The organism is Paracoccus broussonetiae, from assembly GCF_031854425.1.
GTDB classification, from domain to species: Bacteria; Pseudomonadota; Alphaproteobacteria; order Rhodobacterales; family Rhodobacteraceae; genus Paracoccus; species Paracoccus broussonetiae.
On record NZ_JAVRQI010000001.1, the window covers coordinates 282,856 to 302,615 of the forward strand.

Genomic DNA, 19,760 nt, shown 5'->3' on the forward strand with positions numbered 1-19,760 from the left:
TCGGTCAGGCCAGCATATTGCCGGAAATGATGATGCGTTGAATTTCCGACGACCCTTCGTAGATGCGCATGATGCGCAGGTCGCGGTTGATGCGTTCGATGGGGAAGTCGCGGGTATAGCCATAGCCGCCCAGCAATTGAAGCGCGGTGTCGGCGATCTTGCCCGCCGCCTCGGAGGCGGCAAGCTTGGCCATCGACGAAGCGAGCGAAAAGCGCCCGCCGCCATGATGAGCCGCCTGACGCTGGCGCGCCGCGTCCTGAGACAGCAGCAGCGCCTGACGATAGGCCAGCCCCATATCCGCGATCATCCACCGGATGCCCTGTCGGTCGCTGAGAAGCTGGCCACCGATGACGCGGTCCTTGGCATAGCCGATCGCGGCCTTCATCGCGGCTTCGGCAAGGCCGAGGCATTGGGCCGCGACCTCGATCCGGCCATTGTCCAGCACCTGCATGGCGGTGCGGAAACCCTTGCCCTCTTCGCCCAGCAGCGCGTCGCCAGGCAGGTGGCAGTCGATGTTCAGGGTGAAGACATGGCCGCCCTTCAGCCCCATCGTCCGCTCGGGCGCGCCCGGCTCCAGCCCCGGCGTCCCTTTCGGCAGGATGAAGGCCGAGATGCCGCGATGGCCCTTGTCGGGATCGGTCACGGCATAGACGACGATGAAATCCGCCACTCCGCCATTCGAGATGAAGCATTTCGTGCCCTTCAGATGCCAGCCTTCCGGCGTGCGGCGGGCGCGGGTCTTCATGTCGGCGGGATCGGAACCGGCGGTCGGCTCGGTCAGGGCGAAGGCCCCCAATGCCTCGCCACTGGCCGCGCGGGGCAGCCATTCCTGCTTCTGCGCCTCGGTTCCGCCCAGCAGGATCGAGTCGGTCGCAAGGTAATGCGCCGTCAGGGCCGAGGCGGTCGACCCGCAGGCCCCCGCGACAATCGCCACCGCACGCAGCAGGGCCGGGGCAGAAATGCCGCTGCCGCCATATTCCTCGGGCAGGTTCGCCCCAAACATCCCGGCCTCGGCCAGCGTGACCAGTTGCGCATGGACAAAGGTCGAGTTTTCGTCGGTCTCGGCAGCCTTCGGCGCGATCTGTTCGGCACAGATCCGTTCCAGCATGTCGCTGAACAGCCGCTCCTCCTCGGCCAGCATGTGCCAGTCGTCGTTCATGCCATCTCCTCCAGTCCAAGATCGCGCAGGATCGCCGCGCGGTCGCCGCCCAACGCCGGGGACGAATGTGCCGCGACGGGCTTTTCGCCGTCGAAGCGCACCGGCTGGCCGATGGTCGGCGCCATGCCCAGCAGATGATGCGGCAGGCTGCTGACCAGCCCCCGCGCCAGCGCGTGTTCGTTCCCGGCTGCCCGCGCGATGTCCCAGATCGGCGCAGCTGGCAGGCCCGCCCCGGCCAGCGCCGAGACAGCCTCTTCGGTCGACAGGGCGCGCGACCAGTTCTCGATCAGCGCCTTCAGCGCGGATTCATGTGTCGTGCGGCTTTCGTCACTGGCAAAACGCGGATCCGACGCTGCCTCGGGCGTGCCGATCAGGGTTGCAAGCGTCGCGAACTGGCGCGCGTTCAGCACCGCGATGACCACCTGTCCGTCGCGGGTCGCGAAGCAGCCGAAGGGCGTCGACAGCGGATGGCGGTTCCCGACGCGCTGCGGCAACTGGCCCGCGTAAAGATGCAGCGCGTGGCTGGTCGTCAGCATCGAGAACAGCGCGTCATACATCGCGACATCCAGCACCGCGCCTTGCCCGGTCCGGTCGCGCTGGACCAGGGCGGCCATGATCGACCAGCTTGCGAACAGGCCCGCGATCAGGTCGGCGATGCTTTCGCCGGTCTTCAGCGGCGGACCACCCTCTTCGCCGGTTCCGGCCATCAGGCCGGACATGGCCTGCACCACCAGATCATAGGCCGGCAGGTCGCGGAACGGCCCCTCCTGCCCGAAACCCGAGATCGAGCAATAGACAAGGCGCGGGTTTGCCGCGCTCAGCGCCTTTGGCCCCAGACCCAGCCGCTCGGCCACGCCGGGACGGAAATTCTCGACCACCACGTCGACGCGGGCGGCCATGGCCTGCGCCAGTTTCAGATCAGCAGGATCCTTCAGGTCCAGCGCGATGCTTTGCTTGCCGCGATTGTTCAAAGTGAACAGCGCGCTTTCGCCGTCCTTGAAAGGGCCGATATGGCGATAGTCGTCGCCTTGCGGCGGCTCCAGCTTGATGATCTCGGCCCCCAGATCGGCCAGAAGGGCCGTGCAATACGGCCCCGCCAGCACGCGGGACAGGTCGAGGACGCGGATGCCCGAAAGCGGCTTCATGCGCGCAACTCCGGCGCAAGTGCCGCGAGGCGTTCAAGGATCGCCTTCAGCGTGACGCGCAGCACCTCGGCCTTGGCCTCGTCATAGGCAAAGGGCGGCGTTTCCGTAGCGAGATGGCTGGATTGCGCCAGCTCCATCTGGATCGCGTGGACGCCAGTACCGGGCTGTCCGTAGTGGCGCGTCGTCCAGCCGCCCTTGAAGCGACCGTTCAGCACATGGGTCCGCCCGGTCGCGGCGCAGGTGTCGAAGACAGCTTTCTCGATCCGCGGATCGCAGGCTGCACCGCTGTTCGTGCCGATGTTGAAGTCGGGCAGCGTGCCTTCGAACAGGAACGGGATATGGCTGCGGATCGAGTGGCAATCATAAAGGATTGCCACGCCATGCCTTGCCCGCACCCGCTGGATCTGCGCGTCAAGCGCGGCGTGATAGGGGGCGTGGAAACGCGCCTTGCGGTCCGCGATCTCTTCGGCCGTGGGTTCCTCGGTCCAGATCGGGTCGCCGTCGAAATCGGTGACCGGGACAAGCCCGGTGGTGTTCTGACCGGGGTAAAGGCTTGCATCGTCCGGCCCGCGATTTGCGTCGATGACATAGCGGTGAAAAGTCGCCCGCACCGTGGTCACGCCGGGCAGCAGCCCGTCGTAAAGCCGCTCGATATGCCAGTCGGTATCGGCCAGCACCTGCCCGCGCGGGTTCAGCCTGGCCCGGACATCCTCGGGAAGCCACGTCCCGGTATGGGGCAGGCCAAGGATGACGGGGCCTTCCCCCTCGTGAATTTCGACGGGGTTCACAGCGCCACCTCGGCCAGCAGGTCGGCAGAGACGGTCCCGGTCAGCACGCCGTCGCGGACAAGCCGCGCGGCCTCGGCAAGATCGGGAGCCATGTAGCGGTCCTGATCCAGCGCGGGCACGGTCTCGCGCAGCTTTGCGATCACCGCCTGCAAGGGGCCCGAGGTCGCCAGCGGCGCCCGGAACTCGACCCCCGCCGCGGCGCAAAGCGCCTCGATCCCCAGAATATGGGCCAGGTTCGCGTTCATGCGCTTCAACCGGCGCGCGCCATGCGCGGCCATGCTGACGTGATCCTCCTGATTGGCCGAAGTCGGGGTCGAGTCGGTCGAGCAGGGATTCGCCAGATGCTTGTTCTCGCTCATCAGCGCGGCGCTGGTGACTTCGGCGATCATCAGGCCGGAATTCAGGCCCGGATCGGGGGTCAGGAAGGGGGGCAGATCATGGGACAGCGCCGGGTCCACCATCAGCGCGATGCGCCGTTGCGAGATAGCGCCGATCTCGGCGATGGCCAGCGCGATCTGGTCGGCGGCAAATGCCACCGGCTCGGCATGGAAGTTCCCGCCCGAGACGATCAGGTCGGCGCTGGTCAGCACCAACGGGTTGTCGGTCGCGGCATTCGCCTCGATCTCCAGCGTGCGGGCGACCTGCCAGAGCAGGTCGATGCAGGCGCCGGTGACCTGCGGCTGGCAGCGGATGCAATAGGGATCCTGCACGCGGGTATCGCCCTCGCGGTGGCTTTCGCGGATCTCTGACCCCTCCATCAGCGCGCGGATGGCGCGGGCGGCGACGATCTGGCCGCGATGGCCGCGCAGCGTGTGGATCTCTTCAAGGAAGGGTGCGGTCGAACCCATGATCGCATCGGTCGACAGCGCGGACGTGACCAGTGCCGCGCGCGCCGCCGCAAGGGCGTCGAACAGCCCGGCCAGCGCGAAGGCGGTCGAGGCCTGCGTGCCGTTGATCAGCGCCAGACCCTCTTTCGCGGCCAGCACGACCGGTTTCAGGCCAGCGGCAGCCAGCGCCTCGGCCCCCGAGGTTTCGCGCCCGTCAAAGGTGGCGCGCCCCTCGCCCAGCATGGCGGCGGCCATATGCGCCAGCGGCGCAAGGTCGCCCGACGCGCCGACCGACCCCTGCGAGGGGATCACGGGCAGGACGCCGCGGGACAGCATGTCCTCGATCAGCTGGATGACCTCGGGGCGCACGCCCGAGGCGCCGCGGCCCAGCGACAAGAGCTTCAGGACCATGATCAGGCGCACGGTTTCCGGTTCGACCGGCTCGCCCACGCCGCAGCAATGCGACAGGATCAGGTTGCGCTGCAGTGTCGCTGTATCCTCGGACCGGATCTTGATCGAGGCGAGCTTGCCGAAGCCGGTATTCACGCCATAGACCGGGACCGCGCCGTTCGCGGCAGCCTCGATCCGCGCGGCGGATGCGGCGATACCGGGCCGCGCGCTGTCGGCCAGCCGGACGGCAAGTCCTTGGCGCCACACCTTTTCAAGCTGGACCAGCGTGGTGTCACCGGGGGTCAGGATCAGTTCAGACAAGTTCGCCTCCGACAAAGCGGGTATGAAGGGGATTGAAGCCGATGCGATAGGTCAGTTCGGCCGGGTGCTGGATGTCCCAGACAGCAAGATCGGCGCGCAGGCCGGGCGCGATCACGCCACGATCCGACAGGCCCAGCGCCGCTGCGGCATGGCGCGTCATGCCGGTCAGGCATTCGGTGGGCGTCATGCGGAACAGCGTCGCCCCCATGTTCATCGTCAGCAGCAGCGAGGTCATGGGCGAGGTGCCGGGGTTGCAATCGGTCGCCAGAGCGATCCTGACGCCGGCATCGCGCAGCGCCTGCACCGGCGGATATTGCGTTTCCCGCAGGGTATAGAAGGCGCCGGGCAACAACACCGCAACGGTGCCCGAGACGGCCATCGCGTCGATCCCGTCCTGCCCCAGCCATTCCAGGTGATCCGCGGACAACGCGCCATGCTGCGCCGCCATCGCCGCGCCGCCCAGATCGGACAACTGCTCGGCATGCAGCTTGACCGGCAGGTCAAGGCGCGCAGCGTGGTCAAAGATCCCCGCCATCTCTTCACGGGAAAAGGCGATGCCCTCGCAGAAACCATCGACAGCATCGATCAGCCCCTCGGCATGGCCCCGCTCCATCCCGGCGATCACGACATCGCGGATATACCCCGCGCGGTCGTCCTTGTATTCCGGCGGCAGGGCATGGGCGGCCAGCCAGGTGGTGCGCACGGTCACCTTGCGCAACTCTCCGATCCGGCGCGCGACGCGCAGCATCTTCAGCTCGCTTTCGACATCCAGCCCATAGCCCGACTTGATCTCGATCGTGGTGACGCCTTCGGCCAGCAGCGTGTCGACGCGCGGCAGGGCCGAGGCCAGCAGCGCCTGTTCGTCCGCTTCCCGCGTCGCGCGGACGCTGGACAGTATGCCACCGCCAGCCCGCGCGATCTGTTCATAGCTAGCGCCTTCCAGCCGCATCTCGAATTCGCGCGCCCGGTCGCCGCCAAAGACGATGTGGGTATGGCAATCGACCAGCCCCGGCGTGACCAGCCGCCCGCCAAGATCATGGCGGGGAAGCGTGGTATATTCCGCGGGCAGCGCCGCTTCCTGCCCGACCCAGATGATTCGTCCGCCCCCAAGGACTGCGGCGCCCTGTTCGATCAGGCCGTAACCGCCTGATTCAGCGTCCATGGTGGCAAATCTTCCGTGGGTGAGAAGCAGCATGCCGAAGCTCCCGCATTGATTTCTTGCTTTGCTTATGTCTAAACTTAATTATACTCTATGTCTAAACTTATTTTGGCGAAAAGAAGGGCAACGACATGGCGCGGATCTGGGCTGAGCGGGCCTTGCTGCCCGAGGGCTGGGCAGAAAACGTATCGGTGACGATCGAACAGGGCCGCATTGCCGCGGTCGAACCCGGCACCGCCCCCACCGGACATCGAGTCGGCCTGCTGCTTCCGGCACTTGCGAACCTGCACAGCCACGCCTTTCAGCGCGCCATGGGGGGCCTCAGCGAGGCGAAGGGGCCGGAACCGCGCGACACTTTCTGGACATGGCGGCAGATCATGTACCGCTTCCTTGACCATCTGACGCCCGATGATGTCGAGGCGATCGCGGCCCTCGTCCAGATGGAGATGCTGGAGGCGGGCTATGCCACCAATGTCGAGTTCCATTACCTGCACCACCGGCCGGGCGGCGGGCATTACGACAACATCGCCGAGATGTCCGAACGCGTCGCCGCCGCCGCAAGCCGCACCGGGATCGGCCTGACCTTGCTGCCGGTGCATTACCAGTTCGGCGGCGTCGACCGCCGCGCCTTGACGCCCGGCCAGAATCGCTTCGGCACCAATCCGGACGAGTTCCAGCGGCTGCTGGAGGGGGCCGAACGCGCGCTGGCCACGCTGCCCCCTGATGCCGGGATCGGGGTTGCCCCGCATTCGCTGCGTGCCGTCTCGCCCGAAGGCTTGCGCCTGTGCGAAAGCCTGCGCCCGGATCGCCCGCTGCACATGCACCTGGCCGAGCAGGTCCCCGAGATCGAGGAGATCAGCGCCGCCTATGGCCGCCGCCCGGTCGAATGGCTGCTTGAGAACCATCGGCCCGACCGGCGCTGGACGTTGATCCACCTGACGCACATGACCGAGGACGAGACCCGCCGCCTTGCCGCGACTGGCGCTGTCGCGGGCCTGTGCCCGATCACCGAATCATCCCTTGGCGACGGCATCTTCAATGGCACCATCTGGGCCGAGGCAGGCGGGCGGCTGGGTTTCGGCTCGGACAGCAATATCCGCATCTCGCTGGTCGAAGAGCTGCGCACCCTTGAATACAGCCAGCGCCTGCGCGACCGCGGCCGGGCGATCCTGGCCAGGCCGGACCGCTCGACAGGGCGCGTCATCTATCAGGCCGGACTTGACGGCGGGGCGACGGCGGCGGGCCGGGAAACGGGCGCGATCCGCGCGGGGCTTTGGGCCGATCTTTGCGCCGTGGACCTGAAGAATCCGGTAATGTTCGGCCGCGACGGAGACCAGATGCTGGACAGCCTGATCTTTGCCGGGCACGACGGGCTTGTCAGCGACGTCTGGTCCGCAGGCCGCCACATGGTCCAAGGTGGCCGCCACCTTGAGCGTGACGCGATCATGGCCGAATATCTGGCAGCCATTTCCCGCGTGCAGGAGCGCATGTGAACGACCGCCCCGCCCCCTCGTCCTCGAAAGCACAGGCCATCGTGGCCGAGGTCCGGCGGCGCATCGTCGATCGCGAATGGCGCCAGGGCGACCGCATCCCGGACGAGGCGGCGCTGGCCATCGAGTTCGGCGTCGCCCGCGCCACTGTGAACAAAGCCCTGCAAATGCTGGCAGATGAGGGGCTTCTGGACCGCAAGCGCCGGGCGGGCACGCGTGTCACCGTGAACCCCGCGCGCAAGGCGACGCTGACCATCCCGATCGTGCGCGAGCAGATCGAGGGTGCGGGCATGATCTATCACCACCGCATCGTCTCGCAAAAGACAGCGCTGGCGCCGGACGAGGTGGCCCAGCGGATGGACCTGCCCCCCGGCCGGATGCTGATCCATCTGCAGACCGTTCATTACGGCGACGCCAAGCCCTTCCAGGTCGAGGATCGCTGGATCAACCCCGTCGCCGCCCCCGGCGTCGAACTGGTCGATTTCCAGCGAATCAACCCGAATGAATGGCTGGTGCGCAACTTTCCCTGGCTGCGGGCCGATATCGAGTTCCGGGCCGAGAATGCCGACGCGCGCGACGCCCGGCTGCTCGATACCCGGCAGGGAACGGCGCTTCTGATCCTGCAACGGACCACCTGGAACGACCTTGGCGCGATCACCGCGGTGCGTCTTGCGTTCCGTCCCGGCTATTCCCTGACGGCCAGCCCCTAGTGCGGCTTCACTTTTTGCGGCCCTTTGGCTAATAGGCTTCCCAATCCCAAAAAGGAAAAGCCATGGCCAGCGCCAATCTCAACATCATGATCAAGGCCGCGCGCAAGGCGGGCCGCAGTCTCGTCAAGGACTTCCGCGAGGTCGAAAACCTTCAGGTCAGCGTCAAGGGCGCGGGCGATTTCGTCACCCGTGCCGACCGCGAGGCCGAACGGATCATCAAGGAAGACCTGCGCGGCGCGCGTCCGAACTATGGCTGGATCGGCGAAGAGACCGGCGAAGAGGCGGGCGAGGATCCCACCCGCCGCTGGATCGTCGACCCGCTGGATGGCACCACCAACTTCCTGCACGGCCTGCCGCACTGGGCCGTCTCGATCGCGTTGGAGTATAAGGGCGAAATCGTCGCGGCCGTGGTCTATGACGCCGCCAAGGACGAGATGTTCACCGCCGAAAAGGGCGATGGCGCCTTCCTGAACGACCGCCGTATCCGCGTCTCGGGCCGCCGCCAGATGATCGAATCGATCTTTGCGACCGGCGTGCCTTTCGGTGGGCGTGGCACCCTGCCCGCGACCATCCGTGACCTTAGCCGGCTGATGCCGGTCACTGCTGGCGTGCGCCGCTGGGGCGCGGCATCGCTTGACCTTGCCTATGTCGCCACGGGTCGCTTCGACGGCTACTGGGAACGCGGCATCAAGTCCTGGGACATCGCCGCGGGCATCCTGCTGGTGAAAGAGGCGGGTGGCTTCGTCGAATCGATCCGCTCCGAGGACAACCCGGTCGAATCCGGCTCGATCATCGCAGGCAATGCACAGTTGTTCGAGCCCTTTGCGGAAATCATCCGCAGCCGCGACTGAGCCGGTTGACCTTTGCCCCAAGCGGGCGCATGGCTGCCATACCACAGGAAAGCCGCCATGACCAAGAACAGCCAGACGGGGCCTGCTTTGGCCCCGCCCGCCATGCCCAATGCTGCCACGGCTGAAGACCGCCAGGGCAAGGCGATCCTGATGATCTGCGCCTCCGCCCTGATCTTTGCGGCGCAGGACGGGATTTCGCGCTATCTGGGCACGGCCTATCCCCCGACATTCATCATCATGCTGCGCTACTGGTTCTTCGTGGCCTTCGTGCTGGTGCTTTGCGCCCGCGCGCCCGGCGGCATCCGGGCCGCGATGCGGACCCGGCGGCCGGTGACGCAGATCTTTCGCGGCGTCCTGCTGGCGCTCGAAGTCGTGGTCACGGTCGAGGCCTTCGTCCGCCTTGGCCTGATCAACACCCATGCGGTTTTCGCCTGCTACCCGCTGCTGATTTCGGCCCTGTCCGGCCCGATCCTTGGTGAGAAGGTCGGCTGGCGGCGCTGGGTCGCGGTCGGGGTCGGATTCGCGGGCATCCTCGTCGTGCTGAAACCCGGAAGCGGGGTCTTCACGGCCGAGGCCGCCCTGCCCTTCCTTGCCGCCGGTATGTTCGCGCTTTACGGCCTTCTGACGCGGCTCGTGGCGCGCGATGATGGTGCCATGGTCAGCTTTTTCTGGACCGCGGTGGGCGGCGCCGCAGCGATGACGGTGATCGGCATCGGGGATTGGCAGCCGATTGCGCGCGCCGACCTGCCCTGGCTACTGATCCTCTGCTTCTGTGGCGCGGTCGGGCACATGCTGCTGATTAAGGCCTATGAATTCGCCGAGGCTTCGGCCCTGCAGCCCTTTTCCTATACTCAGCTGGTCTGGGTCAGCATCTTCGGCGTCGTGATCTTCGGCGAAACGCTGGCTCCGAACGTCGCCATCGGCGCGGCCATCGTGGTCGGCGCGGGGCTGTTTACCTGGTGGCGGTCTCGGCTGCGGGAGAAGGCAGCGCGGGGCTGATCGCCGCGCCAGCGGGCAGGCTTGCGGCGGCGCTTGCCTCTTCGATGACAAGCGCGGGGCGGACCACCTCGGCCAGAACCCCGCCTGCCCCCATGAAGGCCAGCGCGCGCGCCGACATCGGCGGGCGACTGGAGAAGGCCAGCCGGATCGGCGGCTGCGGTGGCACGGGCATCATGCCGCCCCCGGTCAGGTCGAAGGTCGGCACGATCGGCGCGGGATGGCCCATGATCCGTGCGCGATAGATCGGCAGCGCCTCGGCCACGCGCATGACATAGTTGCGGGTTTCATCCAGCGGGATCATCTCGACCCAGTCGACGGGATCGGCCGATCTGCGCAGGTCGCCGAAATCATCAAGCCAGCGCGCCGGGCGCCCCGGCCCGGCATTATAGCCCGAGCTGACCAGCGCGATCGAGATCCCGAAGCGTTCCCGCAACCCCGCCAGATAGGCCGAGCCGAGGCGCGCATTATAGGCCCCGTCCTGTGTCAGGCGGCCCTGCTCGAATGGCTCGCCGACCTTGCGTGCCATCGCGCGGGCCGTTTCGGGCATGACCTGCATCAGCCCCAGCGCACCGGCATGGGACGAAACCGTGTGGTTGAATTCGCTTTCACGCCGGGCAATCGCCATCACCAGTTCCGGCGGCAGGCCGAATGTGGTCTTTTCCAGACCCGTCAGCGGAAAATAGGCAGCGGGATAGATGACGCCCTTGGCCGCCGCCGCCTTCGCCAGTCGCAGGGCATACCAGGGACGACGCACCTCAAGCATCAGCCGGGCCATGCGCCCGATATCCTCGGGGTCGGCGGTCTCGGCCAGATGCAGGAAGAAGCGCCCCGCCTGATCGGTATCCCCTGCCGCCAGCAGCCAGACGCCCGCCTGCCAGACCGGGTCAAAGCGCAGCTTGCTGCCCCGCCAGTCGGGCAGGCTGTCTGCGGCCAGTCCCGGCTGCGCCAGCGCGGGCTGCATCGGCTGGCCCAGCTTTTCGGCGGCAAGCTGCCCGTAATAGGCGGTCTGCCAGGTCGCGGCATGGCCATAGGCTGCCCGCGCCTCGTCCGTTCGCCCAGCAGCCTCTTGGCTGCGGCCCTGCCAATAGAATGCGCGGGCCAGTGAAATCGGGCTGGTCACGCCCGCTTCAAGTCGTTTGAAATGCCCCAGCGCGCGGTCGAATGCGCCCTGTTTCAGCGCCGCATATCCCGCGATCCATTCCAGATCGATGAAGGACTCGTCGCCCTCGGGCAGGAAATGCGGTGCGGCCAGCTTTTCGGCCAACGCCCAGTCGGAACGGCGCAGCGCGGCGCGGGCGTAATCGGCGCGCGCATCAGCCCATGCGGCAGGGTCACGCAGCGCCTCGGCGCTGGTCGAACGCTCGATCATCAGGTCGCGGGCAAGGTCGGGCATCTTCGCGCGCGCGCGCCAGCGGAACCGATCCAATGCCAGTCCGGCATCATCCCGCTGCGGTTCGGGCAGGGCCAGGATCAGCGCATCGACACCAGCCTGTCCGGCCTGCAGCGCGATCCGCGCGCGGCCGACCTCTTGCGCGGGGACTGAAGCCAGGGGCAGCAGCTTCTGCGCCGCGGCCCATTCACCCTGATCCAGCAGGCTGGCCAGCCGGGCATCGTGCAGACCCCTCAGTTCCGCGCCATAGATGGCCACGAAATTCTCGCTATCGGCATCGCTCAACGGCTGGCTGCCCCAGAACCGCGCAAGTTCCGCCGTCGCGGCCGTCTGGTCCGTCGCCTTCAGCGCGGTGATCAGCGCCTTGGCGCCGGCCAGGGTATCGGGCTGGCGGTCGCCGAACCACTCCACGATCTCGGCCGGGGGCAGGTCTGGACGCAGCAGCGCATCGCCCCGTCGATACAGCAGCGCCATTCCGGGCCAGTCGCGATGGGCACGGGCAAAGGCCAGGTATTCGGGCCAGCTTCCCTGCCCCGCCCGCAGCCTTTGCCACTGGATCAGCGCCGTCCCCATGGGACCCGATCGCGCCGCTTCGGTCGCGGCGGTCGTCCAGTCCCGCGCGCCCGACGCCGCCAGGGCCCGCGCGATGGCCTTGGCATCCTCGGCGACAGCCGGGATCGGACCGGCAGCCAGCAGGACTGCCAGCGACCAGACCAGAATCCTGTCGCGCAAAGGATACATCATGGCCCCCTTTGTGCGGGGAAGCGAAGGGCCGCGCAACTCACATCCTTGGCAAGCGGCCCTGCCGGCTGTAAGTCCGACGGATATGCAAACTCAGGATACCGTCATGTTCAAAGGCTCTCTGCCCGCGCTGGTCACGCCATTCACCCCCCAAGGGGAGGTGGATCTCCCTGCGCTGAAGAAGCTGGTCGAGTGGCATATCTCGGAAGGAAGCGACGGCCTGGTGCCCGTCGGCACCACCGGCGAAAGCCCGACCCTGAGCCATGACGAACACCGCCAGGTCGTGGAAGAGGTCGTCCGCGTCTCGGCCGGGCGCATCCCGGTCATCGCGGGCGCTGGCTCGAACTCGACGCGCGAGGCGATCGGGCTGGTCCAGCACGCGCAGGCCGCGGGCGCCGATGCCGCGCTGGTCGTGACCCCCTACTACAACAAGCCGACCCAGATCGGGTTGGTCGCGCATTTCACCGCTCTGCACGACGCGAGCGAGCTGCCGATCATCATCTACAACATCCCCGGCCGCTCGGTCATCGACATGACCCCGGAAACGATGGGCGAGCTGGCGAAGCTGCCGCGCATCATCGGCGTCAAGGACGCGACCGGCAAGCTTGAACGCGTGTCGATGCAGCGCGCGACCTGCGGCAAGGATTTCGTCCAGCTTTCGGGCAATGACGACACCGCGCTTGGCTTCAACGCGCATGGCGGGGTCGGCTGCATCTCGGTCACCGCGAACGTGGCACCGAAACTCTGCGCCGAGTTCCAGGCCGCGACCCGCGCGGGCGATTACACCAAGGCGCTGGAATACCAGGATCGCCTGATGCCGCTGCATATCGCGATCTTCCTGGAGCCGGGCGTCTCGGGCGCGAAATACGCGATGTCGAAGCTGGGCCTGTGCTCGGACCGCGTGCGCCTGCCGCTGGTCGGCCTGACGGACGAGACGAAGGCAGCGATCGACAGCGCACTGGCCCATGCCGGCCTGATCTGAGGATCGCCCAGAACGCAACCGCGAATGGCCGCCCAAGGGGCGGCCGTTTTCGTTCCGCCCTTACCGTGGCGCGGAATAGACCACCGACCAATAGGCGACGCGGCCATCGGGCGACAGCGCGTGACCGATTCCCATCTCTTTCAGCTGGGGGATGACCGTGTTCGCGCGGTGCTTTTCGGACCGCGCCCATTCGCTCAGCGTGCCGTTCAGGTCGAAGATCGAGGATGCGCCGGCAGCGATGTTCTCGGCCGTGATCCGGGGCTTGTAGCCCAGTTGCTTGACCCGCATTCCCGGCCCGGTCGAGGATGTGCCGCGATGATCCATCACCCCCCGGCTGGCCATGTCACAGGCCTGAAGCTCGGCCGCGCGCTGCAGGCGGGCATTCAGGCGCAGCGCCGGAAGCCCGGCGGCCGCGCGCACCGCGTTGCTGTGGGTCAGCGCCGCGCGCGCCTGATCGCGGTCAAGGCTTTGGCATTGTGCCGTCCCCGCGACCGAAACCGGAACCGCGCCATGCCCGTCGGTCCTGACGATGCCGCGCGGCATCGCCGATTTGGTCGAGACCGCCACGCTCCCCGGTGCCGAAAGCGCTGCCTGCGCGCAGGCCGCCAGCACCGCACAGGCGGCAAGAAGGGTCAGTTTCCCCATGATGCTATCCAGAAATTGCCAGGTCGCGCGAAACTGGCATGACGGCAGCGGTATGAAAATGGAACCGACGGTATTTTAAGGTTTTTCCAGGCACCGTGCCGGGGTCAGTGACCACGCCCGGCATCGTGATCCGGGTCGTCGAAGGTCGACCATGTCTGGCCCGGCGATGGCTCTGGGATCTCGTCCGGGCGCCAGTTCATGTGCATGTTCGCCTTGGCGATGACATTGCCGGTGACGGGGGCCGTCAGGAACAGGAACAGGGTGATCAGCAGCTCGTGCCAGGTCACGCCCTGCCCCTGCGTCGGGAACCACACCAGCGACGCGATCAGGACCGCCCCCACGCCCAGTGTCGCGGCCTTGGTCGGGGCATGCAGCCGGGTCATCGGATCAGGCAGCTTGACCAACCCGTAGGAACCGACCAGCCCGAAGAAGCCGCCGATCACCAGCAGTGCCGAGACAAGGATTTCCGCCAAAAGCTCCATGCTGCCCCCCTATTCGATGATATCGCCGCGCAGGATGAATTTCCCATAGGCGACGGTCGAGATGAAGCCGACCATCGCGAACAGCAGCGAGGCCTCGAAATACATGCCGGTGCCCTTGTCGATGCCGAACAGCGCCAGCAGTGCGATGGCGTTGATCGTCATCGTGTCCAGCGCCAGCACCCGGTCGGCGATCCCCGGAGCGCGCACCACGCGATACAGGCAGAACAGCATTGCCAGACCGAAGCAGCCATAGGCAAAGGCAAGGGCATAGCCGATCATGCGAAGATCTCCTTCAGCCGGGCCTCGTAGCGGGTCTTGATCTCGTCCACGACCGAATCCGGGTCGGGGGCATGCAGGCAATGGACCAGCAGCGCCTGCCCGTCCGCCGACAGATCGCATGTCAGCGTGCCGGGCGTCAGGGTGATCGTGGCAGCAAGCGCGGTGATCGCCTCGGGCTGGCGCAGTTCCAGCGGGATGACGATCCATGCGGGCTTCAGCGCGCGGCGCGGCAGGAACAGCACGATCTTCGCCACGGCGAAGTTGGCCTTGACGATGTCAAGGATCACGACAGCAAGATAGCCGGGAATCCGCCCCGGAGATTTCAGCCGGGCGCTGTCCGGCCAATATGGCGCGGTCAGCCAGGGAATCACGATTCCGATCATTGCGGCAAAGACCAGCGAGCCGACCGCCCAGCGGTTGACCAGCAGCATCCAGACCACGGCCAGCGTCACCGACAGATAGGGATGGGGCAAAAGTCGGCGCATCATTTCGTGCCCTCCTGCCCTTCCAGCACCGCATGCAGGTAAAGCGCGGGGTTGTGCAGCTGATCGGCCGTCGCGCGCGCGAATTGCGTCACCGGCCCGGCAAAGACCGTCAGCGCGACGATTCCCGCCAGCAACGCGCCCACCGCCACCGCCGCCAGCGCCGGAGAGGCCGCATCTCCCAGATCCTGGATATGCTCGTCCGGCTCCAGCTTGGTCGGGATGCGCCTGCCTCGGCTGGGAAGGGGGGCGGGCTCATGCGGGACCGGACGCTCCTGCAGGCCATAGGGCTTCCAGAAGACCAGCGACCCGGCGCGGACCATGCCGTAGATCGCGATCAGGGATGAGACCAGCACCGTCGCCCAGATCCAGACCACCTGCGGCGCGGTGCGCGTCGCGTCCAGGACCAGAAGCTTGCCGATGAAGCCGGAAAAGGGCGGCATTCCCACCACCGCGATGGCCGTGACAAAGAACATCGCACCGATCAGGGCATTGCCCGGCATCACCGTGTCCAGACGCAGCCACAGGTCGCCGCGCCGGGCGCCGATCATGTCCACGATCAGGAACAGCGCCGCCCCGGCAAGGGTCGAATGGATGATGTAATAGATCGCCGCCGTGGTCCCCTGCGGCGTGAATTGCGACACCGCAATCATCAGCGTCCCGACGGACCCGATCGCGGCATAGGCCGCCAGCCGGCCCAGGTTGCGCGTGCCCATGATGCCGATCTGGCCGATCGCCAGCGTGAACAGCGCGGCGGGCAGCAGCAGGTCCATGACCACGGATTCGATGACGGTGTCCTGCGGAAAGACCAGCGTATAGAAGCGCAGGATCGCATAGACCCCGACCTTGGTCATGACCGCGAACAGCGCCGCAACCGGCCCCGGCGCGTTGGCATAGGTCGAAGGCAGCCAGAAATGCAGGGGCACCAGCGACGCCTTGATCGCGAAGACCAGCATCAGCAACACCGCCCCGGTCCTCAGCAGCGCCGTATCCTCGACCGGCATCACCGCCACGCGCGCCGCCATGTCGGCCATGTTCAGCGTCCCGGTGACGGCGTAAAGCACCCCCAGCGCGACCAGGAACAGCGTCGAGCCCGCCAGGTTATAGGCAATGTATTGCACGCCCGCGCGCAGGCGCATCGGTCCACCACCGTGGATCATCAGCCCATAGCTGGCAATCAGCAGCACCTCAAAGAAGACGAACAGGTTGAAGGCGTCACCGGTCAGGAAGGCGCCGCAGACGCCCATCAGCTGGAACTGCCACAACGCATGGAAATGCCAGCCCTTGCGGTCCCAGCCCGAACCAAAGGCGTAAAGCTGCACCGCCAGCGCCAGCGTCGCCGTCAGCGCGACCATCAGCGCCGACAACCGGTCCAGCATCAGCACGATCCCGAAGGGCGCGGCCCAGTCGCCCAGACGATAGACCTGGACCTGGCCCGATGCGGCAAGCACGTTCAGATAGATCGCGACCGCCAGCAGCGCCGCGGTCCCCGCGATGGAAAAGACGCGCTGCAACAGCAGGTCCGCCCGCATCCACAGGATGATAAGCGCGCCGATGACCGCCGGCAGGATGACGGGAGCAATCAGGACATGGCTCATGCGCGAAAGTCTTCCCGGCTGCGGGCCAGATCCGGTTCCCGGTCGGCGCGGGGCATGTCGACGCGGTCATCGCCCCCTTCCAGAAAGGCGCCAAGCGCCATCATCACCGTCACTGCCGTCATCCCGAACGAGATGACGATGGCGGTCAGCACCAGTGCCTGCGGCAGGGGGTCGGTATAGGCGGTCGCCCCCTCTTGCAGGATCGGGGGCCGATCAACGACCAGTCGCCCGGTCGAGAACAGGAACAGGTTGATCGCATAGCTGAGCATGGTGGTGCCCAGCACCACCGCAAAGCTGCGGCGGCGCAGGATCAGATAGATGCCCGCCGCGGTCAGCATCCCTATTGCGCTGGACAGCAAAAGCTCCATCAGCGGCCTCCCTTGGATCGGCTGGGGTTGATGTCCATCGGCTCGGCATTGACGGTCTCTCCCGCCTGCCGGGCGATGCGCGACAGCGAATTCAGCGCCAGCATCACCGCGCCGACAACGCACAGGAATACGCCAAGATCGAAGCCCATCGCCGAGGCCAGCTCGAACTTCTCGATCCCCGGCAGCTTCACATAGCCATAGACCGAGGTCAGGAATGGCTCGCCCGCGAACCAGGCGCCGATGCCGGTCGCCCCTGCCGCGATCACGCCCGCCCCAATCAGCGCGTGATAGGGAACGTGGTTGCGTTCCTGCGCCCAGGCAAAGCCCGAGGCCATGTATTGCGATACAAGCGCGATGGCCACCACCAGCCCGGCGATGAAGCCCCCGCCTGGCGCGTTGTGGCCACGCAGGAAGATATACAGGCCGACGACCAGCGACATTGGCAGGATCAGCCGGGTGATGACCACCAGAAGCAGCGGGTGTCGCGCCCCCGCCCGGCGGCTGTCATGGGTCCAGTTGCGCAGCCGCCGGCCGCTGGCGCCCAGAAGCAGCGTTTCGGTCAGGGCAAAGATGGTCAGCGCGGCAATGCCAAGAACGGTGATCTCGCCAAAGGTGTCATAACCGCGGAAGTCGACCAGGATGACGTTGACGACGTTGTCCCCTCCGCCCAGCTTGTGGCTGTTCTCGATCATGTAATTCGCGATCGAAGGCAGTGCGAAATCGCTGCGCATGACGGCATAGGCAAGCCCGCCGAAGCCCAACCCGGTCAGCGCCGCGATGAAGGCGTCGAAGCCGCGCTTGCCGTCGCGGCTTTCGCGCAGCGTGCGCTTGGGCAGGAAGTTCAGCGCCAGCAGCAGCAGAATGATCGTCACCACCTCGACCGAGATCTGGGTCAGGGCAAGGTCGGGCGCGGATAGATAGACGAAGCAACCCGAGACGATCAGCCCGATGATCCCGACCAGGACCAGCGCCAGCACCCGCTGCCGGTGAAAGGCGACCATGCACACCGTGGCGACCATCAGCAGCACCCAGCCGACCAGCGGGACCACCGAGATCGGCAGCATCGGACGGGAGGCACCACCGTAACCCCCGGTCGAAAACGCCCAGCCGCCGCACAGCAGCACCGTCAGCGAAAAGGCCGCGAAGGCCCGCGCCATCGAGCCGTTGGTGAATCGGTCCGTCAGCCGGTGCGACAGGCGCAGCGACCAGTCGGTCAGGGCGTCGAACATGACCTTGGCATCGGGTCGCCAGAATCGTGCGCGCAGCGCCTCAAGCCCGGCATAGCGCGCCAGCACCAGCGCGCCGCCAACGATGGCGATGACGGACAGCAGCAAGGCCAGCGTGATCCCGTGCCACAACGCCAGATGCGGATGTTGTGTGCCCTGCGTGACCGCCGCGGCCGAGGCATCGACCAGCCAGCCGACCATGGTGTTCGGGAACAGCCCGACCAGGACCACCAGCACCGCAAGGATGGCGGGCCCCGCGATCAGCCCAAGACCGGGATCATGCGGCTTGTGGGGGTAATCGTGACGCTCGGGGCCCAGGAAGACGTGCCAGATCAGGCGCAGCGAATAGGCGACCGAGAAGATCGCGCCAAGCGTCACCATGACAAAGACCAGGCTGCCATTGCCCGCCCAGTCGGTGCGGGTTGCGCCCTCAAGCATCATCTCTTTCGACAGGAAGCCGTTCAGGGGCGGAATGCCCGCCATCGACAGTGCCGCGATGGTCCCGATCAGGAACGTGACCGGCATCAACCGCCTGAGGCCGCCAAGCCGGGCAATCGAGCGTGTCCCGGCCTCGTGGTCGATGATCCCGGCGGTCATGAACAGCGCGGCCTTGAAGGTCGCGTGGTTGATGATGTGAAACACCGCCGCCACCGCCGCGCTCTCGGTCCCGAAGCCCAGAAGCATGGTGATCAGGCCCAGATGCGACACGGTCGAGAAGGCGAGAAGCGATTTCAGATCGTCCCGGAACAGCGCGATCCACGCGCCGATGATCATGGTGACAAGGCCGGTGGTCGCGACGATGTAGAACCATTCCGGCGTGCCCGAAAGCACCGGCCAAAGCCGCGCCAGCAGGAACAGCCCTGCCTTCACCATCGTCGCCGAATGCAGATAGGCCGAAACAGGGGTCGGCGCGGCCATCGCGTGCGGCAGCCAGAAATGGAACGGGAACTGCGCCGATTTGGTAAAGGCGCCCAGCAGGATCAGCAGCAAGGCGGGCAGATAAAGCGGGCTGGCCTGAATCGCCTCGCGCGCGTTCAGAATGTCCGAGATGTCATAGCTGCCCGCGATATTCCCCAGGATCAGCATCCCCGCGATCATGGCCAGCCCGCCGAGGCCAGTCACGGTCAGCGCCATGCGCGCGCCCTGCCGCCCTTCGGGAAGGTGCTTCCAATAGCCGATCAGAAGGAAGGACGAGAGCGAGGTCAGCTCCCAGAAAACCAGCAGCAGCAGGATGTTGTCGGACAGCACGATGCCCATCATCGCGCCCTGGAACAGCATCAGATAGGTATAAAAGACCCCGACCGGATCTCGCCGCGACAGGTAGAAGCGCGCATAGGCGATGATGAGCAGGCCGATCCCCAGGATCAGGATCCCGAACAGCAGGCCCAGTCCATCGATGCGGAAATTCGCATTCAGCCCAAGTTGCGGCAACCATTCGAACCGGGCGGTCACGACCTCTCCGGCCAGAATCGCCGGGATGTGCAGGCACAGTCCCAGCAGTGCCGCGGCGGTCGCCGTGGCGCAAGAGATCGCGGCGACGTCCCGTCCGGAACGGATCAACAGGCCCGGCAGCAATGCGCCGATGAAAGGCAGGGCGGCGATGAGTGCGGGCGACATGGATCCTCTTTCCGGCTGCGCCCTTATGTCCTTGAGACGGTCCCGCAATGTCAACCCGAAGTCGAACTTGCGGCTAGGCGATGTTCGCCTTTCGTGCTAACCATCGGGGAA

At 66.4% G+C, this 19,760-nt stretch carries 18 protein-coding genes; 5 read left to right on the forward strand and 13 right to left on the reverse strand.

Annotated features, from left to right (window positions below):
- Positions 1–4 precede the first annotated feature (4 nt).
- The 5 genes from RM190_RS01450 to hutI are packed head-to-tail and all read right to left on the reverse strand — an operon-like array spanning position 5 to position 5,792.
- Positions 5–1,159, reverse strand: coding sequence for an acyl-CoA dehydrogenase family protein (locus RM190_RS01450; RefSeq protein WP_311757598.1), 1,155 nt, complete (start codon positions 1,157–1,159; stop codon positions 5–7).
- The gene (locus RM190_RS01455; protein WP_311757599.1) at positions 1,156–2,304 is read right to left on the reverse strand and encodes a CaiB/BaiF CoA transferase family protein; all 1,149 of its coding nucleotides are present in this window, start codon (positions 2,302–2,304) and stop codon (positions 1,156–1,158) included. The genes RM190_RS01450 and RM190_RS01455 overlap by 4 nt, the downstream gene beginning before the upstream one ends.
- A complete protein-coding gene (gene hutG / locus RM190_RS01460; RefSeq protein ID WP_311757600.1) occupies positions 2,301–3,092 on the reverse strand; it encodes an N-formylglutamate deformylase in 792 nt (263 codons plus the stop codon). Before hutG ends, RM190_RS01455 begins: the two co-directional genes overlap by 4 nt.
- On the reverse strand, positions 3,089–4,630 hold the full coding sequence (hutH, locus tag RM190_RS01465; protein WP_311757601.1) for a histidine ammonia-lyase: 1,542 nt from the start codon (positions 4,628–4,630) through the stop codon (positions 3,089–3,091). Before hutH ends, hutG begins: the two co-directional genes overlap by 4 nt.
- On the reverse strand, positions 4,623–5,792 hold the full coding sequence (gene hutI / locus RM190_RS01470) for an imidazolonepropionase (protein WP_390907732.1): 1,170 nt from the start codon (positions 5,790–5,792) through the stop codon (positions 4,623–4,625). Before hutI ends, hutH begins: the two co-directional genes overlap by 8 nt.
- 128 nt (positions 5,793–5,920) lie before the next feature.
- On the opposite strand from hutI, the gene RM190_RS01475 reads away from it, so the two are divergent.
- From RM190_RS01475 to RM190_RS01490, 4 genes are all read left to right on the forward strand, one after another.
- Complete coding sequence (locus tag RM190_RS01475) at positions 5,921–7,282, forward strand: formimidoylglutamate deiminase (RefSeq protein WP_311757603.1); 1,362 nt, start codon at positions 5,921–5,923, stop codon at positions 7,280–7,282.
- Positions 7,279–7,989 (forward strand): GntR family transcriptional regulator, encoded by a 711-nt coding sequence (locus tag RM190_RS01480; protein ID WP_311757604.1) that lies wholly within the window; start codon positions 7,279–7,281, stop codon positions 7,987–7,989. Before RM190_RS01475 ends, RM190_RS01480 begins: the two co-directional genes overlap by 4 nt.
- A 62-nt stretch (positions 7,990–8,051) precedes the next feature.
- A complete protein-coding gene (locus tag RM190_RS01485; RefSeq protein ID WP_311757605.1) occupies positions 8,052–8,840 on the forward strand; it encodes an inositol monophosphatase family protein in 789 nt (262 codons plus the stop codon).
- 57 nt (positions 8,841–8,897) lie between these two features.
- The gene (locus RM190_RS01490; protein WP_311757606.1) at positions 8,898–9,839 is read left to right on the forward strand and encodes a DMT family transporter; all 942 of its coding nucleotides are present in this window, start codon (positions 8,898–8,900) and stop codon (positions 9,837–9,839) included.
- Here the strand turns inward: RM190_RS01490 and RM190_RS01495 are convergent.
- Complete coding sequence (locus RM190_RS01495) at positions 9,793–11,973, reverse strand: lytic transglycosylase domain-containing protein (protein ID WP_311757607.1); 2,181 nt, start codon at positions 11,971–11,973, stop codon at positions 9,793–9,795. The two genes, RM190_RS01490 and RM190_RS01495, sit on opposite strands and share 47 nt — an antisense overlap.
- 103 nt (positions 11,974–12,076) lie before the next feature.
- Between RM190_RS01495 and dapA the strand changes: the two genes are divergently transcribed.
- Complete coding sequence (gene dapA / locus RM190_RS01500; RefSeq protein WP_311757608.1) at positions 12,077–12,952, forward strand: 4-hydroxy-tetrahydrodipicolinate synthase; 876 nt, start codon at positions 12,077–12,079, stop codon at positions 12,950–12,952.
- A 60-nt stretch (positions 12,953–13,012) separates the two neighbouring features.
- Here dapA and RM190_RS01505 read toward each other — a convergent pair whose 3' ends face one another.
- From RM190_RS01505 to RM190_RS01535, 7 genes are all read right to left on the reverse strand, one after another.
- Positions 13,013–13,597 carry a CAP domain-containing protein gene (locus RM190_RS01505; protein WP_311757609.1) on the reverse strand — a complete coding sequence of 195 codons (585 nt, stop codon included), beginning with the start codon at positions 13,595–13,597 and terminating at the stop codon, positions 13,013–13,015.
- Positions 13,598–13,701: 104 nt separating this feature from the next.
- On the reverse strand, positions 13,702–14,079 hold the full coding sequence (locus RM190_RS01510) for a Na+/H+ antiporter subunit G (RefSeq protein ID WP_311757610.1): 378 nt from the start codon (positions 14,077–14,079) through the stop codon (positions 13,702–13,704).
- Positions 14,080–14,088: 9 nt separating this feature from the next.
- A complete protein-coding gene (locus RM190_RS01515) occupies positions 14,089–14,358 on the reverse strand; it encodes a K+/H+ antiporter subunit F (protein WP_311757611.1) in 270 nt (89 codons plus the stop codon).
- Positions 14,355–14,846, reverse strand: coding sequence for a Na+/H+ antiporter subunit E (locus RM190_RS01520; RefSeq protein ID WP_311757612.1), 492 nt, complete (start codon positions 14,844–14,846; stop codon positions 14,355–14,357). Before RM190_RS01520 ends, RM190_RS01515 begins: the two co-directional genes overlap by 4 nt.
- On the reverse strand, positions 14,843–16,438 hold the full coding sequence (locus tag RM190_RS01525; RefSeq protein WP_311757613.1) for a monovalent cation/H+ antiporter subunit D: 1,596 nt from the start codon (positions 16,436–16,438) through the stop codon (positions 14,843–14,845). Before RM190_RS01525 ends, RM190_RS01520 begins: the two co-directional genes overlap by 4 nt.
- Positions 16,435–16,806: a Na+/H+ antiporter subunit C gene (locus tag RM190_RS01530; RefSeq protein ID WP_311757614.1), complete on the reverse strand. Its 372-nt coding sequence runs from the start codon at positions 16,804–16,806 to the stop codon at positions 16,435–16,437. The genes RM190_RS01525 and RM190_RS01530 overlap by 4 nt, the downstream gene beginning before the upstream one ends.
- Positions 16,806–19,649: a monovalent cation/H+ antiporter subunit A gene (locus tag RM190_RS01535; RefSeq protein WP_311757615.1), complete on the reverse strand. Its 2,844-nt coding sequence runs from the start codon at positions 19,647–19,649 to the stop codon at positions 16,806–16,808. Before RM190_RS01535 ends, RM190_RS01530 begins: the two co-directional genes overlap by 1 nt.
- Between the last annotated feature and the right edge of the window lie 111 nt (positions 19,650–19,760).

Excerpts from the sequence above, each read along its gene's own strand:
- RM190_RS01450 (WP_311757598.1), bottom strand. The coding sequence starts at position 1,159 with ATGAACGACGACTGGCACATGCTGGCCGAGGAGGAGCGGCTGTTCAGC.
- RM190_RS01455 (WP_311757599.1), bottom strand. The coding sequence starts at position 2,304 with ATGAAGCCGCTTTCGGGCATCCGCGTCCTCGACCTGTCCCGCGTGCTG.
- hutI (WP_390907732.1), bottom strand. The coding sequence starts at position 5,792 with ATGGACGCTGAATCAGGCGGTTACGGCCTGATCGAACAGGGCGCCGCA.
- RM190_RS01475 (WP_311757603.1), top strand. The coding sequence starts at position 5,921 with ATGGCGCGGATCTGGGCTGAGCGGGCCTTGCTGCCCGAGGGCTGGGCA.
- RM190_RS01485 (WP_311757605.1), top strand. The coding sequence starts at position 8,052 with ATGGCCAGCGCCAATCTCAACATCATGATCAAGGCCGCGCGCAAGGCG.
- RM190_RS01490 (WP_311757606.1), top strand. The coding sequence starts at position 8,898 with ATGACCAAGAACAGCCAGACGGGGCCTGCTTTGGCCCCGCCCGCCATG.
- RM190_RS01495 (WP_311757607.1), bottom strand. The coding sequence starts at position 11,973 with ATGATGTATCCTTTGCGCGACAGGATTCTGGTCTGGTCGCTGGCAGTC.
- dapA (WP_311757608.1), top strand. The coding sequence starts at position 12,077 with ATGTTCAAAGGCTCTCTGCCCGCGCTGGTCACGCCATTCACCCCCCAA.
- RM190_RS01505 (WP_311757609.1), bottom strand. The coding sequence starts at position 13,597 with ATGGGGAAACTGACCCTTCTTGCCGCCTGTGCGGTGCTGGCGGCCTGC.
- RM190_RS01510 (WP_311757610.1), bottom strand. The coding sequence starts at position 14,079 with ATGGAGCTTTTGGCGGAAATCCTTGTCTCGGCACTGCTGGTGATCGGC.
- RM190_RS01515 (WP_311757611.1), bottom strand. The coding sequence starts at position 14,358 with ATGATCGGCTATGCCCTTGCCTTTGCCTATGGCTGCTTCGGTCTGGCA.
- RM190_RS01520 (WP_311757612.1), bottom strand. The coding sequence starts at position 14,846 with ATGATGCGCCGACTTTTGCCCCATCCCTATCTGTCGGTGACGCTGGCC.
- RM190_RS01525 (WP_311757613.1), bottom strand. The coding sequence starts at position 16,438 with ATGAGCCATGTCCTGATTGCTCCCGTCATCCTGCCGGCGGTCATCGGC.
- RM190_RS01530 (WP_311757614.1), bottom strand. The coding sequence starts at position 16,806 with ATGGAGCTTTTGCTGTCCAGCGCAATAGGGATGCTGACCGCGGCGGGC.
- RM190_RS01535 (WP_311757615.1), bottom strand. The coding sequence starts at position 19,649 with ATGTCGCCCGCACTCATCGCCGCCCTGCCTTTCATCGGCGCATTGCTG.